Annotated in this window: 17 protein-coding genes; 15 read left to right on the top strand and 2 right to left on the bottom strand. The window is 69.3% G+C overall.

Annotation, left to right across the window (positions count from 1 at the left end):
* Positions 1 to 70: 70 nt before the first annotated feature.
* Both rho and prfA read left to right on the top strand, forming a co-directional pair.
* Positions 71 to 2,047 (top strand): transcription termination factor Rho, encoded by a 1,977-nt coding sequence (gene rho, locus FM112_RS05400; protein WP_087004608.1) that lies wholly within the window; start codon positions 71 to 73, stop codon positions 2,045 to 2,047.
* The gene (prfA, locus tag FM112_RS05405; RefSeq protein WP_087004612.1) at positions 2,044 to 3,138 is read left to right on the top strand and encodes a peptide chain release factor 1; all 1,095 of its coding nucleotides are present in this window, start codon (positions 2,044 to 2,046) and stop codon (positions 3,136 to 3,138) included. Before rho ends, prfA begins: the two co-directional genes overlap by 4 nt.
* Positions 3,139 to 3,210: 72 nt before the next feature.
* On the opposite strand, the gene epsC is transcribed toward prfA, so the two are convergent.
* Together epsC and cysK are read right to left on the bottom strand one after the other, a co-directional pair.
* Positions 3,211 to 3,807, bottom strand: a complete 597-nt coding sequence (epsC, locus tag FM112_RS05410) for a serine O-acetyltransferase EpsC (RefSeq protein WP_087004616.1) — start codon at positions 3,805 to 3,807, stop codon at positions 3,211 to 3,213.
* Positions 3,808 to 3,864: 57 nt separating this feature from the next.
* Positions 3,865 to 4,800 carry a cysteine synthase A gene (gene cysK, locus FM112_RS05415; RefSeq protein ID WP_087004619.1) on the bottom strand — a complete coding sequence of 312 codons (936 nt, stop codon included), beginning with the start codon at positions 4,798 to 4,800 and terminating at the stop codon, positions 3,865 to 3,867.
* 252 nt (positions 4,801 to 5,052) lie between these two features.
* Here cysK and prmC point away from each other — a divergent pair, with 252 nt between their 5' ends.
* The 13 genes from prmC (at position 5,053) to FM112_RS05480 (ending at position 16,251) form a co-directional block, all read left to right on the top strand.
* Entirely contained in the window at positions 5,053 to 5,919 is an 867-nt protein-coding gene (gene prmC, locus FM112_RS05420; RefSeq protein WP_087004621.1) for a peptide chain release factor N(5)-glutamine methyltransferase, read from the top strand.
* A 37-nt stretch (positions 5,920 to 5,956) separates the two neighbouring features.
* Entirely contained in the window at positions 5,957 to 6,631 is a 675-nt protein-coding gene (locus FM112_RS05425; RefSeq protein WP_087004624.1) for an L-threonylcarbamoyladenylate synthase, read from the top strand.
* Position 6,632: 1 nt separating this feature from the next.
* On the top strand, positions 6,633 to 7,931 hold the full coding sequence (locus FM112_RS05430) for an MraY family glycosyltransferase (protein ID WP_254910387.1): 1,299 nt from the start codon (positions 6,633 to 6,635) through the stop codon (positions 7,929 to 7,931).
* A complete protein-coding gene (locus tag FM112_RS05435) occupies positions 7,928 to 8,377 on the top strand; it encodes a hypothetical protein (protein ID WP_087004628.1) in 450 nt (149 codons plus the stop codon). The genes FM112_RS05430 and FM112_RS05435 overlap by 4 nt, the downstream gene beginning before the upstream one ends.
* A gap of 199 nt (positions 8,378 to 8,576) precedes the next feature.
* On the top strand, positions 8,577 to 9,371 hold the full coding sequence (gene atpB / locus FM112_RS05440) for a F0F1 ATP synthase subunit A (protein ID WP_087004631.1): 795 nt from the start codon (positions 8,577 to 8,579) through the stop codon (positions 9,369 to 9,371).
* Positions 9,372 to 9,458: 87 nt separating this feature from the next.
* A complete protein-coding gene (gene atpE, locus FM112_RS05445) occupies positions 9,459 to 9,689 on the top strand; it encodes an ATP synthase F0 subunit C (protein WP_087004634.1) in 231 nt (76 codons plus the stop codon).
* A gap of 15 nt (positions 9,690 to 9,704) precedes the next feature.
* Entirely contained in the window at positions 9,705 to 10,283 is a 579-nt protein-coding gene (locus tag FM112_RS05450) for a F0F1 ATP synthase subunit B (protein WP_087004637.1), read from the top strand.
* Positions 10,283 to 11,074, top strand: a complete 792-nt coding sequence (locus tag FM112_RS05455) for a F0F1 ATP synthase subunit delta (protein WP_087004640.1) — start codon at positions 10,283 to 10,285, stop codon at positions 11,072 to 11,074. Before FM112_RS05450 ends, FM112_RS05455 begins: the two co-directional genes overlap by 1 nt.
* Before the next feature lie 47 nt (positions 11,075 to 11,121).
* The gene (atpA, locus tag FM112_RS05460) at positions 11,122 to 12,765 is read left to right on the top strand and encodes a F0F1 ATP synthase subunit alpha (RefSeq protein WP_087004644.1); all 1,644 of its coding nucleotides are present in this window, start codon (positions 11,122 to 11,124) and stop codon (positions 12,763 to 12,765) included.
* Between the two features lie 37 nt (positions 12,766 to 12,802).
* Positions 12,803 to 13,696 carry a F0F1 ATP synthase subunit gamma gene (locus FM112_RS05465; RefSeq protein WP_087004647.1) on the top strand — a complete coding sequence of 298 codons (894 nt, stop codon included), beginning with the start codon at positions 12,803 to 12,805 and terminating at the stop codon, positions 13,694 to 13,696.
* Positions 13,697 to 13,726: 30 nt separating this feature from the next.
* The gene (gene atpD, locus FM112_RS05470; RefSeq protein ID WP_087004650.1) at positions 13,727 to 15,193 is read left to right on the top strand and encodes a F0F1 ATP synthase subunit beta; all 1,467 of its coding nucleotides are present in this window, start codon (positions 13,727 to 13,729) and stop codon (positions 15,191 to 15,193) included.
* Positions 15,194 to 15,220: 27 nt separating this feature from the next.
* Positions 15,221 to 15,478: a F0F1 ATP synthase subunit epsilon gene (locus tag FM112_RS05475; protein WP_087004653.1), complete on the top strand. Its 258-nt coding sequence runs from the start codon at positions 15,221 to 15,223 to the stop codon at positions 15,476 to 15,478.
* On the top strand, positions 15,475 to 16,251 hold the full coding sequence (locus tag FM112_RS05480; protein WP_087004656.1) for a YaaA family protein: 777 nt from the start codon (positions 15,475 to 15,477) through the stop codon (positions 16,249 to 16,251). The genes FM112_RS05475 and FM112_RS05480 overlap by 4 nt, the downstream gene beginning before the upstream one ends.
* The last annotated feature ends 212 nt before the right edge of the window (positions 16,252 to 16,463 follow it).

Below are 16,463 nucleotides of genomic sequence, written 5' to 3' on the forward strand. Positions count from 1 at the left end.
GCGGTTGCCGCTGCCTCATTCCACACCTGCGCGCTATCGCCTGCGCGCCATCACCCAAGGAATTGCAACTATGACCGACACTTCACACGGTGCCGAAGCGGCGTCCACGCAGCACGAAGAGCAGAGCCGTCCGCTCAGCTCCATGCGTGTCGCCGACCTCCAGACCATCGCCCAGGGCCTCGGAATCAAGGGCGCCGCGCGCATGCGCAAGACGGTGCTGATCGAGGCCATCGAGGCCGCCCGCGCCGGACAGGGCGCCAAGCCCGCCGCGAAGAGCGCCGAGCAGCCGGCCGCGAAGGCCGAGCCGGAGGCCGCGGCCCCCGAGCGGGAGGCCGCTAAGGCCGAGAGCGCTCCCGAGCAGGGCGAGCAGCCCCGCGGCCGGGGCGGGGCCAAGAGCAGGAAGGCGGAGCCGGCCGAGCAGGAGGAGGCGGCCGCCAAGGGCGAGGCCTCCGAGCGACAGGCCGCCTCGAAGCCGCAGGAGGACGAGCAGCAGCCCTCGGGCCGCTCGCGCGGCCGCAACCGCGGCAAGCAGCGCGACCACGCCAAGCAGGATGCCGGCGCGCCCGAGTCGAAGCAGCCCTCCGAGTCGAAGCCGCGCAAGGGCGGCGATGGCAAGCCCTCCGCCGAGGACGAGAAGACGCTGACGCTGGACGACATCGTCCTGCCCCCGGCCCGGGACGAGCCGGAGGAGGCCGAGGAGGCGCGCTCCGAGCAGAAGTCCGAGCAGCAGGGCTCCGGCCGCAAGCGCAACCGGAATCGCAACCGCGGCAAGGGCCAGCAGGGCGAGGACTCGCAGAACGGCCCGCAGCAGGGCAAGCAGGAGGAGCAGAAGCAGGGCGGCCGCAACCGCGACCGCAAGCGCAACCAGCGCGACGACGCCGATCCCGAGATCGCGCCGGACGACGTGCTGCTGCCGATCGCCGGCATCCTCGACGTGCTCGACAACTACGCCTTCGTGCGCACCTCCGGCTACCTCGCGGGCGTCAACGACGTCTACGTCTCGCTCGGCCAGGTCAAGAAGTACGGCCTGCGCAAGGGCGACGCGATCGTCGGCGCGATCCGCCAGCCCCGCGAGGGCGAGCACCAGGGCGGCCGTCAGAAGTACAACGCGCTCGTGCGCGTGGACACGATCAACGGCGAGACGCCCGAGCCCGGCCGCGAGCGGCCCGAGTTCGACCGGCTCACCCCGCTCTACCCGAACGAGCGCATCGTGCTCGAGACCAGGGACGGCCACGCCGCGCAGCGCATGATCGACCTCTTCGCGCCCATCGGCCGGGGCACGCGTGGGCTCATCGTGGCCCCGCCGAAGTCGGGCAAGTCGATCATGCTCGAGCGCATCGCGAACGCCATCGCCGAGAACCACCCCGACACGCACCTCATGCTCGTGCTCGTGGACGAGCGCCCCGAGGAGGTCACCCGTCTCGAGCGCACCATCCACGGCGAGGTCGTGGCCTCCACGTTCGACATGCCCGCGGAGAACCACACGACGATCGCGGAGCTCGCGATCGAGCGCGCGAAGCGGCTCGTTGAGCTCGGCCTCGACGTCGTGGTGCTGCTCGACTCCATCACGCAGCTGTGCCGCGCCTACAACCTCACGGCGCCCGCATCCGGCCGCATCATCGCCGGCGGCGTGGACGCCTCGGCCCTGTACCCGCCGAAGCGCTTCTTCGGCGCGGCCCGCAAGGTCGAGAACGGCGGCTCGCTCACCATCCTGGCCACCGCGATGGTCGAGACCGGCTCGCGCACCGACGAGGTCATCCTCGAGGAGTTCCAGGGCACCGGCAACATGGAGCTGCGGCTGTCGCGCGAGATCGCCGACAAGCGCATCTTCCCGGCGGTCGACATCCAGCAGTCCTCGACCCTGCACGAGGACCAGCTGCTGAGCGGCGACGAGCTCGAGGTCACCTGGTCCATCCGCCGCGCCCTGCACGGCGACGCGCAGGCGGCGCTGGAGTCGGTGCTCGAGCGGATCTCCTCGACCTCCTCGAACGAGGACTTCCTCGCCTCGGTGCGCGCCAACCCGATCAACGCCGGGAACGCGCAGTGAGTCGCGCCGAGTTCGCGGACTCGATCTCGGCCCTCCGCGCGGAGCACGCCGACCTGCAGGAGCAGCTCGCCGACCCGGAGCTCCACTCGAACCCGGCGCGGGCGAAGAAGGTCAACCGGCGCTACGCGGAGCTCTCGCAGATCGTGGCGGCCGACGACCGCGTCGCCGCGCTGGAGAACGACCTCGCCGCAGCGAGGGAGCTCGCGGGCGAGGACGAGATGTTCGCGGAGGAGGCGGAGTCGCTCGAGCAGCAGCTCGAGGAGCAGACGGAGCGGCTGCGCCGTCTGCTCATCCCGCGAGACCCGGACGACGGCCGCGACGTGATCATGGAGATCAAGGGCGGCGAGGGCGGCGAGGAATCCGCGCTCTTCGCCGCCGATCTGCTGCGCATGTACACGCACTACGCGGAGCAGCGCGGCTGGAAGATCGAGCTGCTGGACAAGACGGAGTCGGACCTGGGCGGCTACAAGAACGTCCAGATCGCCGTCAAGTCCTCCTCGAACGAGCCCGCGGACGGCGTCTGGGCCGCCCTCAAGTACGAGGGAGGCGTGCACCGCGTGCAGCGCGTGCCGGCCACCGAGTCCCAGGGCCGCATCCACACCTCGACCACGGGCGTGCTCGTGTTCCCCGAGGTGGACGAGCCGGAGGAGGTGCAGATCGATCAGAACGACCTGAAGATCGACGTGTACCGCTCCTCCGGTCCCGGGGGTCAGTCGGTGAACACCACCGACTCGGCCGTGCGCATCACGCACGTCCCCACCGGCATCGTCGTGTCGATGCAGAACGAGAAGTCGCAGATCCAGAACCGCGCGGCCGCGATGCGCGTGCTGCAGGCCCGCCTGCTCGCGCGGCAGCAGGAGGAGCTCGCGGCGGCCGAGGCGGATGCCCGGGCCTCGCAGATCCGCTCGATGGACCGCTCGGAGCGCATCCGCACGTACAACTTCCCCGAGAACCGCATCGCGGACCACCGCACCGGGTACAAGTCCTACAACCTCGACCAGGTGATGGACGGCGCGCTGGGCCCCGTCATCGAGTCGGCGATCCTCGCCGACGAGGAGGCACGGCTGGCGAAGCTGGGGGAGGCGGACTAACCCCGGAACGAGAGCATGAGGCCGGCCTGCGGAGCTCCGCAGGCCGGCCTCATGCGCACCCGGGCGGGCGCCTCAGATGATCCAGTCGCCGGGGGCCGGCGCGCTCGAGCCCCGGCGTGGGCGCGCCTTCGCGGGGATGCCCGTGAGGATGGAGTTGGCCGGAGCCGATCTCGTCACCACGGCGTTCGCGCCCACGCTCGAGCCGGCGCCGATCTCGATGGGCCCGAGGAGCTTCGCCCCGGCGCCGATCATCGTGCCGTCGCCGACCGTCGGATGGCGCTTGACCCGCTTGACGGAGACGCCGCCGAGGGTGACGCCGTGGTAGATCACCACGTCGTCGCCCACCTCGGCGGTCTCGCCGATGACCACCCCCATGCCGTGATCGATGAACAGGCGCCTGCCGATGGTCGCACCGGGGTGGATCTCGATGCCGGTCAGCCACCGCGCCAGCTGCGAGACCATCCGCCCGGAGAGCCGGTGGCCGTGCAGCCACAGGCGGTGCGAGAGGCGGTGCGCCCACACGGCGTGCAGGCCGGAGTAGTTCAGCACGATCGACAGCTTCGAGCGTGCGGCGGGATCGCCCCGCCGCACCGCGTAGATGTCCTCGCGCACGAGGCGAAAGCACGCGTCGACGCGGCTGCGGGGGCGGTACTCCTGCGGATTCGACATGCCGGTGCTCTGCCTGCTTCCTGTGATGCTGATGTCCCTGACTGCCGGTACGGCGGGCTACTCGCGGATGTCGTCGAAGAGGATGCTGGACAGGTACCGCTCGCCGGTGTCGGCGATGATCACGACGATGTTCTTGCCCGCGTTCTCGGGCCGCTTCGCGACCTCGAGCGCGCCCCAGAGGTTGGCGCCCGAGGAGATGCCCGAGAAGATGCCCTCGCGCCTGGTGAGCTCGCGGGAATGGCGCAGCGCCTCGTCGAGGGGCGCGTCGAGCACCTCGTCGATCACGGAGCGGTCGAGGATCTCGGGCACGAAGTTCGCGCCGAGGCCCTGGATCTTGTGGCCCGCCGCGCGCCCCTCGGTGAGCAGCGGCGAGTCGGCGGGCTCGACGGCCACGATGCGGATCTCCGGGTTGCGCTCCTTGAGCACCTGCCCGACGCCGGTGATGGTGCCGCCGGTGCCGATGCCCGCCACGACGATGTCGACGCCGCCGTCGGTGTCCTCCCAGATCTCCTTCGCGGTGGTCTCGCGGTGGATCTCGACGTTGGCCTCGTTCGCGAACTGGCGCGCGAGGATCGCGCCCGGGGTCGAGGCCTGGATCTCCTCGGCCTTGGCGACGGCGCCGCGCATCCCCTCCGGTCCGGGCGTGAGCACGAGCTCCGCGCCGAATGCGCGCATGATGGCGCGGCGCTCGAGGGACATGGTCTCGGGCATGGCGATGATCACGCGGTAGCCGCGCGCCGCGCCGATGGCGGCGAGGGCGATGCCGGTGTTGCCCGAGGTGCCCTCCACGATCGTGCCGCCCTCGGCCAGATCACCCGATCGCTCCGCGGCGCGGACGACGCCGAGCGCGAGGCGGTCCTTGACGCTGGCGGTGGGGTTGTTGAACTCGAGCTTGGCGTAGACGTTCGCCTCGGTCTCGTTGACGGCGTTGAGCCGGACGAGCGGAGTGCCGCCGATCGCCTCGGTAATATCGTTGTAGATCTTCTCGGCCATGGTTCGCCTTTCCAGTCGGAATCTGAATGCCGGGTCGCCGGCGGTGATCGCACCGTCGCGGAACATCCGAACACGTCTAAATTACCGGGTCGCGGACGGGCGAGTCTCCTCGCCCACTGAGCCTCGTCATACTCGGTCACAGGCCCGTCCTCCGCGCGAGCTCCCCGCGGACGGGGCCGTGGCGGGGCGGAATCCGCCTCGACGCGCGGGGGATGCGCCGAGCGGCCTGATCGACCGCGTACCGTCTCGGTCATGGATATGACGCAGCTGCGGATGCAGGTCCGCCGCGAGCTCGCGGACTCGGGCCTCGAGCACCCCCGCCGCGAGGCCGATCTGCTGATGGCCGCGATCTCGGGGCGCTCGCTCGGCGACCTCGAGCTCGATCTGCTCATGGGGCGGGGGGTCGCCGCGGAGGAGGCGAACCGGATCCTGCGGGCGGCCCGGCGGCGGGCGCGCCGGTGGCCGCTGCAGTACCTCGCGGGGGAGGCGCCCTGCTACGGGCTCGACTTCCGGGTCGGTCCCGGCGTGTTCATCCCCAGGCCCGAGACCGAGCAGCTCATCGAGCACGCGATCGGCTTCCTGCGCCGCTTCGACCCGCCGGCGGACGGGAGCATCGTGGCGGATCTCGGCTCCGGCTCCGGCGCGATCGCGGCGGCCGTGGCCGTGCACGTCCCGGATGCGGAGGTGCGGGCCTTCGAGGCCTCGCCGTACGCCTGGCCCTGGCTCGTCGACAACCTGCGCCGCCTCGCGCCGGGCGTCGGGCCGGTGTTCGGGGACTGGCAGGAGCGCATCCACGCCGACGAGTCGATCCGGTACGCGGCGATCCTCTCGAACCCGCCCTACATCCCCACCCGGGAGGTCCCGGCCGACCCCGAGGTGCGGCTCTTCGATCCCGAGACCGCGCTGTACTCGGGCGCGGACGGGCTCGGCGAGATCCGCCGCATCGCGGATTCGGCGGCTCGCCTGCTGGCTCCGGGCGGACTCGTGGCGGTGGAGCACACGGAGCGGCAGGGTGGCGCCATCCGCGAGATCCTCGCCGCGGCGGGCCTGGTCGGCGCCGCGACCGAGCGCGACCTCGCGGGGCGGGATCGGTTCACGAGGGCGACCGCCCCCGAATGAGCCGATGCCCTCGCGCGCGGCATACAATGTGAGCGTTATGGCTCAAGTCTTCACTACGTCGGTCCCGACCGAACTGCTCGCGGGCATGCGCGAGGCCCAGCGGGCGCTGGGCAGCGCCGAGGTCATCGTGATCCCGACCGACACGGTCTACGGCATCGCTGCGGACGCGTTCAGCCCCGGAGGCGTCGCCGCGCTGCTCGAGGCGAAGGGCCGCACCAGGCAGTCGCCGCCGCCCGTGCTCGTGGCGAGCACGGCCACCATCGACGCGCTCGCCTCGGAGGTGCCCGATCTCGTCCGCGAACTGCTCGACCGCTTCGCGCCGGGCCCGCTCACGGTGATCCTGCCCGCCCAGCCGAGCCTGAGCTGGGACCTGGGCGAGACGCACGGCACGGTGGCGCTGCGCATCCCGGACCACGCGATCACGCTCGAGCTGCTGCGGACGACCGGGCCGCTCGCGGTGTCGAGCGCGAATCGGCACGGGGAGCCCGCCCCGGCCACGGCCGCCGCCGCGCAGGAGCAGCTCGGCGACTCGCCGGCGCTCTACCTCGACGCCGGCGAGGTCGGGGGAGAGGCCTCCACGATCCTCGACGCCACGGGCATGACGGGGGCCGAGCCGAGGCCCGCCCGCATCGTGCGCCAGGGCGCGCTGCCGCGGGCCGCGATCGCCGAGGTGCTGGGCGAACTCCTCGCCCCCGAAGAGACGATCGGGTAAGTTGCGCTTCTACGGCCTCATCATCGCCCTCGCCGCGGTCGTCTCCTTCGTCCTCTGCGTGGCGATCTACAAGCTCGCGATGCGCTACCGCTGGTACCCCGCGGTCCGTGAACGGGACGTGCACCGCACGCCCAAACCCCGCCTCGGCGGGCTCGCGATGTACTTCGCCTTCCTCGCGGCCCTCGCGATCGCCTCCCAGATCGGGTGGTTCGGCATCGTCTTCGCCGCCCCGGGGAGGATCTTCGGGCTCATCGGCGCGGTCACGCTCATCGTGGTCGTGGGCGTCATCGACGACTTCGTCGATCTCGACTGGATGATCAAGCTCGCGGCGCAGATCGTGGCCGGGCTCATCCTCGCCTTCAACGGGGTGGCGATCACCTCGCTCCCGATCGGCGGGCTCACGGTCACCTCGCAGTGGATGAGCATCGCGATCACCGTCCTGCTCGTCGTGCTCGTGATGAACGCGGTCAACTTCATCGACGGCCTGGACGGACTCGTGGCCGGGGTGGCGATCATCGCGAACGGCGTGTTCCTCGTCTACAGCTTCTTCCTCAGCGATGCCATGGAGACGAGCCGGTTCTCGCTCGCCGCCCTGATCTCGGCCATCGTCGTCGGGATCTGCCTCGGCTTCCTGCCGCTCAACTGGAACCCCTCGCGCATGTTCATGGGGGATGGCGGCGCCCTCCAGGTCGGGCTGCTCATGGCCGCGTCGACGATCGCGGTCACCGGCGAGGTGGACCCGAGCCTCATCAGCCGGGACGCGCTGTTCCCGGCGTTCCTGCCGCTGATCCTGCCGTTCGCCGTGCTGATCGTGCCGCTCATGGACTTCACCCTCGCGGTGGTCCGGCGGCTCGGCGCCGGCAAATCGCCGTTCTCGGCCGACCGCAAGCACCTGCACCACCGGCTGCTCGACATGGGGCACACGCAGCGCCGCGCCGTGCTCCTGTTCTACGCCTGGGCGATCGTGATCGGCGGGGGAGCGCTGCTCATGTTCCTCGTGCGTCCCGTGTGGGTGGCGCCGCTGGTTATGGGATCGGGCCTCGTGCTCTGTACGGTATTGACGGTGGCGCCCCTCTCGCAGCGCAAGCGGCTCGAGACCCGGGCGCAGCGATCGCCCTACGGCGACGACGACGACGAATTCGACCCGCTCGACCGTCTCGGCCGCGAGGAATCGGACCGGGTTCGCGCGAACACGCCGGCCCCGGTCGCGCTCAAGAAGCGCATCCGCCGCCTCGCGCGGCGGGACTCGACGAAGCCCGACCCCAGCAGATCCCAGCCCCGACCGGAGGACGAAGAGTGAGCATCGAGAACAAAGAACCCACCAGCGTGCCCGTGATGCGCAGCGTCCTGCGCTGGTCCGTCATCCTCACCGTCGCCGTCGCGGTGCTCGGCGCCGTCATCGGCTGGTTCGTCGCCGAGTGGGCCGGGGTGTGGTCGGGGCTGATCGGCGCGCTCCTCGTGCTGCTGTTCTCGGGGGTCACCGCGCTGTCGATCATCCTCGCGGCCCGATTCGACCCGATCTACTTCGTCGTCGTCATCCTCGCGGGGTGGACGCTCAAGCTCATCGTGTTCATCGGCGTGCTCGCGGTCGTGCGGGCCTTCGACTTCACCCACGACTGGATGCTCTGGGGCACCATGCTCGCGGCGCTCCTGGCGCAGCTGGCGGTGGACGTCGTCGTGGTGCTCCGCTCGCGTCAGCCCTATGCGAGCGAGGTCGAGCTGCCCGGACCCGAGCGCCCGGAATAGGCGGGAAGGCCCATGGAGAAACCCGCTCAGGTTTTCCATGAACGCGCCTTGAACCTGAAAATTTCTTGGTAGAGTTGCAGGGTTGGCAGTTACACATCTGTGATCGCCACTCCCACGTACCGTCGAATGCCGCACAACGGCGATCCTTCGTTGTGCCTCGAGACAGGAGATTCCTCTGATCCCCACGGCCTTGAATCTGTTGACGGGAATCGCGGTCCGCGCCGGTGGCGACTTCCATGCCCCGAACGTGGACGAGGAGCTCTTCCCACCGGCGCTGCTGTTCGACGGGACGCCCTTCGAGATCAACCGGGTCGTCATGGTCCGGCTCATCGCGGTGGTCGTGCTGATGCTCGTCTTCTACATCGCGCTGCGCAAGCCCAAGGTCGTGCCCGGCAAGCTGCAGTCGCTGGCCGAGATGGGCGTCACCTTCGTCCGCGACGGCATCGTGTACGACATGCTCGGCGAGCGCATCGGCAAGAAGTACCTCCCGTACATCGTGACGCTGTTCTTCGGCGTGCTCTTCATGAACCTGACGGGCGTCACGCCGTTCCTGAACATCTCGGGCAACGCGCTCATCGGCATGCCGCTCGTCCTCGCGATCGCCACGTACATCGCGTTCATCTACGCGGGCATCCGCGAGGTGGGCGGGTTGAAGTTCCTCAAGGCGGCGCTGTTCCCTCCCGGCGTGCCCATCGTGATGTACGTGCTCATCACGCCCCTCGAGCTGGTGAACACGTTCATCGTGCGCCCGGTGTCCCTGGCGCTGCGACTCTTCCTCAACCTGCTCGTCGGCCACCTGCTCCTCGTCCTCGCGTTCTCCGCCACGTGGTTCTTCGTCGGCATGCTGAACGCGTGGAGCGCGATCGGCATCATCACCTTCGCGGGCGGCATGTTCATGACTCTCATCGAGCTGCTGGTCGCCGTGCTGCAGGCCTACGTGTTCGCGCTGCTGACGACCAGCTACATCCAGATGGCCGTCTCCGAAGAGCACTAGGCTCCCGCCCAGTCCAACAGACCCCCACAAACCACATCGACGATCACTGCCAGACCGGCAGTGTCGCCTAACGGAAGGAAATCCCTAGTGGACAACACCACGCTCGCCGAAATCTCGGGCAACATCGCAACCGTCGGCTACGGCCTGGCAGCAATCGGCCCCGGTATCGGCATCGGTATCGTCGCGGGCAAGACCGTCGAGGCCATGGCGCGCCAGCCCGAGATGGCCGGTCGTCTGCAGACCACCATGTTCCTCGGCATCGCCCTGACCGAGGTGCTCGCGTTCATCGGCATCGCGACCCCCTTCATCTTCGGCTAGTAAGGCGCTTCCTCTATGAGCATCATCACCAATGGCCCCGCGGCGCTCGCCGGGGCGGCCGACGGCAACACATTCGGCTGGGACCCCAGCCTGCTGATCCCCCCGGTGTACGACATCGTGTGGTCGCTTGTCGTTCTCGTGGTGCTCCTGCTGTTCTTCTGGAAGTTCGTCCTTCCGCAGCTCAACCGCACCCTCGAAGAGCGCGCCTCGAAGATCGAGGGCGGCATCGAGCAGGCGGCGGCCGTCCAGGCCGAGGCCGACGCTCGCAAGGAGGAGTACGAGCAGCTGCTGGCCGAGGCCCGCACTGAGGCAGCCGAGATCCGCGAGAAGGCGCGCGCCGAAGGCGAGTCGATCAAGGCTGAGAAGAAGCAGGAGACCCAGAACGAGCTCGACCGCATGACGAAGTCGGCCAAGGACCAGATCGAGGCGGAGCGCCAGTCGGCGATCGTCTCGCTGCGTCAGGAAGTCGGCTCGCTCGCGCTCGACCTCGCCTCGGGCGTCGTCGGCGAGAACCTCTCGGACGACCAGCGTTCGAGCAGCTACGTCGATCGCTTCCTGAACGAGCTCGACCAGAAGGCAGGAACGAACCGATAATGCGCAGCGCGACTAAGCACGCACTCGCCGCGGTGAAGCGCGAGATCGACACCCTGACGGCAGCCGATGTCACCTCGGTGCGCGGCCTGTTCGGCGTGGTCGACACCCTCGCCGCATCGAAGCCCCTGGCCTCTGCACTGATCGAGCGGGGGACCACCCCGGAAGCGAAGCGCAGCCTGGTGGAGCGCGTGTTCGGCTCGCGAGTCGGCGGCGGCGCCGCCCGGGTGCTCGGCGCGATCGTCTCGCAGAAGTGGGACTCGCCCCGGGAACTGCTCCTGGTGACCCAGGAGGCCGCGATCCGCGCGCTCGCGCAGGCAACCGGCAATCACGAGCGGATCGGCGACGAACTCGACGCGTTCCTCGACACCGTGCTCGCCAACGGCGATCTCGAGCTCGCGCTCGGCACCCGTCTGCGCGCGCCGGAGACGAAGGTGCAGCTGGTGGACCGCCTCTTCGGCGGCCGTCTGCAGGCGGACACGATCACGATCCTCCACTCGCTGTTCCACCACTCGGACGGGCGCCGCACGCGCCGGCTCGTGGGCTGGGCCCGCGAGGCGATCGCGGATCAGGCCAACCGCCAGGTGGCGACCGTCACGGCCGCGCGTCCGCTGACCGACATCCAGCTCTCGCGGCTGCGCGCAGGCCTCGCCTCGCGCTTCGGCCGCGAGGTGGCGGTGAACCAGGTCATCGACCCGTCGGTCATCGGCGGGATGCGCATCGAGTTCGGCGACGTCGTGATCGACGACACCGCCTCGGCCCGGCTCCACGACCTTCGCCTGCAGCTCTCCTAGCAGCGCACCTGAACTTCGGGGCACCGCCCCAACGACAAGGGAAGAACATGTCAGAACTTACGATCAATCCGGACGAGATCCGCGATGCGCTGAGCGACTTCGCGAGCTCGTACCGTCCCCAGGGTGCGTCGGCCACCGAGGTCGGGACGGTCATCAGCGCAGCCGACGGCATCGCCCGCATCGAGGGACTGCCCTCGACCATGGCGAACGAGCTCATCCGCTTCGAGGACGGCACGCTCGGCCTCGCCCAGAACCTCGACGAGGACGAGATCGGCGCGATCGTGCTCGGCCCCTTCAGCGGCGTCGTCGAGGGCATGTCGGTCACCCGCACCGGCGAGGTCCTCTCGGTGCCCGTGGGCGAGGGCTACCTCGGCCGCGTCGTGAACCCGCTCGGCGAGCCGATCGACGGCCTCGGCGAGATCACCGGCATCGAGGGCCGTCGCGCCCTCGAGCTCCAGGCGCCCGGCGTGATGGACCGCAAGTCGGTGCACGAGCCGATGGAGACCGGCATCAAGGCGATCGACGCGATGATCCCCGTCGGCCGCGGCCAGCGTCAGCTGATCATCGGCGACCGCCAGACCGGCAAGACCGCGATCGCGATCGACACGATCATCAACCAGAAGGCGAACTGGGAGTCCGGCGACCCCAGCAAGCAGGTGCGCTGCATCTACGTCGCGATCGGCCAGAAGGGCTCGACCATCGCCTCGGTGCGCGGCGCCCTCGAAGAGGCCGGCGCGCTCGAGTACACGACCATCGTGGCCTCGCCCGCCTCGGACCCGGCGGGCTTCAAGTACCTCTCGGCCTACACCGGCTCGGCCATCGGCCAGCACTGGATGTACGGCGGCAAGCACGTCCTCATCATCTTCGACGACCTGTCGAAGCAGGCCGAGGCGTACCGCTCCGTGTCGCTGCTGCTCCGCCGCCCGCCGGGCCGCGAGGCCTACCCCGGCGACGTGTTCTACCTGCACTCGCGCCTGCTCGAGCGCTGCGCGAAGCTCTCGGACGGGCTCGGCGCGGGCTCGATGACCGGTCTGCCGATCATCGAGACCAAGGCGAACGACGTCTCGGCCTACATCCCGACCAACGTGATCTCCATCACCGACGGGCAGATCTTCCTGCAGTCGGACCTGTTCCTCGCGAACCAGCGTCCCGCCGTCGACGTGGGTATCTCGGTGTCGCGAGTCGGCGGCTCGGCGCAGCGCAAGCACATCAAGAAGGTGTCCGGAACGCTCAAGCTCGAGCTCGCGCAGTACCGCGATCTGGCCGCGTTCTCGATGATGGCGTCGGACCTCGACGCCGCGACCAAGCGCCAGCTGGCCCGGGGCGAGCGGCTCACCGAGCTGCTGCGCCAGCAGCAGTACTCGCCGTTCCCCATCGAGGAGCAGGTCGTCTCGATCTGGGCGGGCACCAACGGCAAGATCGACGATGTCCCGGTCGAGGACGTGCTCCGCTACGAGTCGGAGCTGATCGACTACCTCAAGCGCAACGGCACCGTGCTCGACGAGCTCCGCAGCAGCGGCAAGCTCGAGCCCGAGACGCTCAGCGCGATGGAGTCGGCCGTCGACGAGTTCTCCAAGACCTTCCAGCTCTCGAACGGCAAGCCGCTCTACTCGGTCGGCCGCGAGGAGTTCGACGCCGCCTCGGAAGAGGACGTCGAGCAGGAGCAGATCGTTCGCGGGAAGCGCCGCTAGGCGCCGGCCCCGAAAGCACTAGAGGTACAGGAGAACCATGGGAGCACAGCTTCGCGAGTATCGCGCCCGGATCCGTTCCGCGCAGACGATGCAGAAGGTCACCAGCGCCATGGAGCTGATCGCCACCACGCGTATCACCAAGGCACGCGCGCGCATGGAGGCGTCCAACCCCTATGCGCGCGCCGTGACCCAGGCCGTCTCGGCAGCCGCCACCCACTCGTCGAACATCGACCACTCGCTGCTCACCGAGCCCGAGCAGATCCGCCGTGCCGCCATCGTGGTGTTCACGAGCGACCGCGGTCTCAACGGCGCGTTCTCGCAGAACGTGCTGAAGGAGACGGAGGAGCTCGCGACGCTGCTGCGCGGCCAGGGCAAGGAGGTCGTGTACTACCTCGTGGGTCGCAAGGCCGTCGGATACTTCACGTTCCGCGAGCGTTCGTACGACGCCGAGTGGACCGGCACGACCGAGCAGCCCGTCTTCGCCACGGCGAAGGAGATCGGCGCGGCGCTCGTCGAGCGCTTCACGACCCCCTTCGAGGAGGGCGGCGTGGAGGAGATCCACGTCATCTACAACCGGTTCAAGAACCTGGTCGTGCAGGAGGCCTCCACGCTGCGCCTGCTGCCGCTCGAGGTGGTCGAGGGCGTCGAGGAGCCGGACGACGAGCTCTTCCCGCTCTACGACTTCGAGCCGGACGCGGAGGCGGTGCTCAACGCGCTGCTGCCCGTCTACATCGAGTCGCGCCTGTTCAACGCCATGCTGCACTCGGCCGCCTCGGAGCAGGCGGCCCGTCAGCGGGCGATGAAGGCGGCGTCGGACAACGCCCAGGAACTGGTGAACGACTACACCCGACTGGCGAACAACGCCCGTCAGGCCGAGATTACGCAGCAGATCAGTGAAATCGTGAGCGGCGCGGACGCGCTCGCTTCCTAACCGCGCTGAACACGAAGAAAAGGAACGCAAATGACTACGAACGCGACGTTCGACCGGCAGGCTGAGGCCCAGTCCGCCGGCGTCGGTCGCATCGCGCGTGTCACGGGACCGGTGGTCGACATCGAGTTCCCGCACGACGCAATGCCCGGCATCTACAACGCACTCAAGACGCAGGCGTCGATGGGCGAGGAGACCTTCGAGCTCGTCCTCGAGGTCGCCCAGCACCTCGGAGACGACCTGGTCCGCGCCATCGCGATGAAGCCCACCGACGGCCTCACGCGCGGCCAGGAGGTCGTCGACACCGGTGCGCCGATCTCGGTGCCCGTCGGCGACGTCACTAAGGGCAAGGTCTTCAACGTCTCGGGCGACGTGCTCAACGAGGCGATGCTCTCCGAGCCGTACGAGGTCACCGAGCGCTGGCCCATCCACCGCGAGCCCCCGGCGTTCGACCAGCTCGAGTCGAAGACCGAGATGTTCGAGACCGGCATCAAGGTCATCGACCTGCTCACCCCGTACGTGCAGGGCGGCAAGATCGGCCTGTTCGGCGGCGCCGGCGTCGGCAAGACCGTCCTCATCCAGGAGATGATCACCCGTGTCGCGCAGGACCACGGCGGCGTGTCGGTGTTCGCCGGCGTCGGCGAGCGCACCCGCGAGGGCAACGACCTCATCTTCGAGATGGAGGAGTCGGGAGTCCTCGACAAGACGGCCCTCGTGTTCGGCCAGATGGACGAGCCCCCGGGGACGCGTCTGCGCATCGCTCTGACCGGTCTCACGATGGCGGAGTACTTCCGCGACGTGCAGAACCAGGACGTGCTGCTGTTCATCGACAACATCTTCCGCTTCACGCAGGCGGGCTCCGAGGTGTCGACGCTGCTCGGCCGCATGCCCTCGGCTGTGGGCTACCAGCCGAACCTCGCGGACGAGATGGGCATCCTCCAGGAGCGCATCACCTCGACGCGCGGCCACTCGATCACGTCGATGCAGGCGATCTACGTCCCTGCGGACGACTACACCGACCCGGCTCCCGCGACGACCTTCGCGCACCTCGACGCCACCACCGAGCTCTCGCGCGCCATCGCCTCGCGAGGCCTCTACCCGGCCGTGGACCCGCTCGCCTCGACGAGCCGCATCCTCGACCCGCAGTACGTCGGCGAGGACCACTACCGCGTGGCGACCACGGTGAAGGAGATCCTGCAGAAGAACAAGGAGCTTCAGGAGATCATCGCGATCCTCGGCGTGGACGAGCTCTCCGAGGAGGACAAGATCACGGTGGCGCGCGCCCGCCGTATCCAGCAGTACCTCTCGCAGAACACGTACACCGCGCTCCAGTTCACGGGCGTCGAGGGCTCGACCGTGCCGGTGAAGGAGACCGTCGAGGCGTTCGACGCGATCACCAAGGGCGAGTTCGACCACATCCCGGAGCAGTGCTTCTTCAACGTCGGCCCGATCGACGACGTGCTCGAGGCATACGCGAAGCTGCAGAAGGAACTGGGCTAGTACATGGCCGAGCAGTCAGGAAGCCCGATGCTCAAAGTCAACGTTGTTTCAGCCACCGAACAGGTGTGGGAGGGCGAGGCCTCGCAGGTCGTCGCCTCGACCACCGAGGGTTCGATCGGCATCCGGCCGGGGCACACGCCCGTCCTCGCGACGCTCGGAGCGGGCGAGGTGCGCGTGACCACGGCGTCGGGGAAGGTCGTCTCGGCACAGGCCGAGGGCGGCTTCCTCTCGGTGTCGAACGACCTCGTGTCCGTGATCGCCGGCGAGGCCGCTGTCACCGAGTGAGCGAACAACTCCTGATTCTGTTGCCGCCATCCGAGACCAAGACGGATGGCGGCAACAGTCCGTTTCCCCCCGACCGGCGCTGGCCGGAGCTCGACCCCATCCGCGAGTCGCTGGCCGAGGACCTCATCGCCCTGTCCTCGGGCGACCCCGGGCGCGCCGCGACCGCGCTCAAGATCTCGGCGAAGCAGGCGGAGCGGGAGCTCGCCCGCAACCGGGAGCTCGCGTCGCCCCGCCATCGGCCCGCGGTCGAGCGGTACACGGGCGTGCTCTACGACGCGCTCGACGCGACGAGCCTCGCCCCGCCTGCGCGGGCCTGGCTCCACGGGCACGTCGCGATCCACTCGGCGCTGTACGGGCTCGTCGGCGCGGGGGAGGGGATCGCCGCCTATCGCCTCTCGCACAACTCGCGACCCGGCGGCGAATCCCTCAAGGCGCGCTGGCGCACCGCCGTCGCCGCCGCGCTGCGGGATCACGAGGGACCGGTGCTCGACCTGCGCTCCAAGGGCTACGTGGAACTCGGCCCGCTCGACGGGTCGGCGCGGCGGGCCTGGGCGAACGTGGCCGAGCGGGGACCGGATGGCAGCCTGAAGTCGCTGAACCACTTCAACAAGCAGTCGAAGGGCGCGCTCGTGCGGATGCTCGCGAACCGGCTCGCGGGAGCAGGCGAGCCGGCCGGGCTGCAGGAGCTCGCCGAGGCCCTCGCGCCGGAGTTCGAGCTGGAGACCGTCGAGGACGGGCTGGTGAACATCGTCCGCAATCCCTCCGAGGCATGAGGACGCCACCGCTTCGGGAGGGATTCCGCGTCGAATCCCGACGTTGAGGGTTTTCCGGGGCGCGCCGCGCGGCCGGGTCGCGCTACTCTTGCGGATGTCAAGCGGCCTCGGAACGGCCGCGGCGCTCTGGACCGGATGGTTCGCGAGCGCTTGAGAACCGGCTCTTCTCGAACGAGGGTGTAGTCCGTTGAGCGCGTCGCTGTCCGTGTAGG

Source organism: Gulosibacter sp. 10, from assembly GCF_900163695.1.
Taxonomy (GTDB): domain Bacteria; phylum Actinomycetota; class Actinomycetes; order Actinomycetales; family Microbacteriaceae; genus Gulosibacter.

Coding starts and splice junctions, on each gene's coding strand:
- rho (WP_087004608.1), top strand. CDS start 71: ATGACCGACACTTCACACGGTGCCGAAGCGGCGTCCACGCAGCACGAA.
- epsC (WP_087004616.1), bottom strand. CDS start 3,807: ATGTCGAATCCGCAGGAGTACCGCCCCCGCAGCCGCGTCGACGCGTGC.
- cysK (WP_087004619.1), bottom strand. CDS start 4,800: ATGGCCGAGAAGATCTACAACGATATTACCGAGGCGATCGGCGGCACT.
- prmC (WP_087004621.1), top strand. CDS start 5,053: ATGGATATGACGCAGCTGCGGATGCAGGTCCGCCGCGAGCTCGCGGAC.
- FM112_RS05425 (WP_087004624.1), top strand. CDS start 5,957: ATGGCTCAAGTCTTCACTACGTCGGTCCCGACCGAACTGCTCGCGGGC.
- FM112_RS05450 (WP_087004637.1), top strand. CDS start 9,705: ATGAGCATCATCACCAATGGCCCCGCGGCGCTCGCCGGGGCGGCCGAC.
- FM112_RS05455 (WP_087004640.1), top strand. CDS start 10,283: ATGCGCAGCGCGACTAAGCACGCACTCGCCGCGGTGAAGCGCGAGATC.
- atpA (WP_087004644.1), top strand. CDS start 11,122: ATGTCAGAACTTACGATCAATCCGGACGAGATCCGCGATGCGCTGAGC.
- FM112_RS05465 (WP_087004647.1), top strand. CDS start 12,803: ATGGGAGCACAGCTTCGCGAGTATCGCGCCCGGATCCGTTCCGCGCAG.
- atpD (WP_087004650.1), top strand. CDS start 13,727: ATGACTACGAACGCGACGTTCGACCGGCAGGCTGAGGCCCAGTCCGCC.
- FM112_RS05475 (WP_087004653.1), top strand. CDS start 15,221: ATGCTCAAAGTCAACGTTGTTTCAGCCACCGAACAGGTGTGGGAGGGC.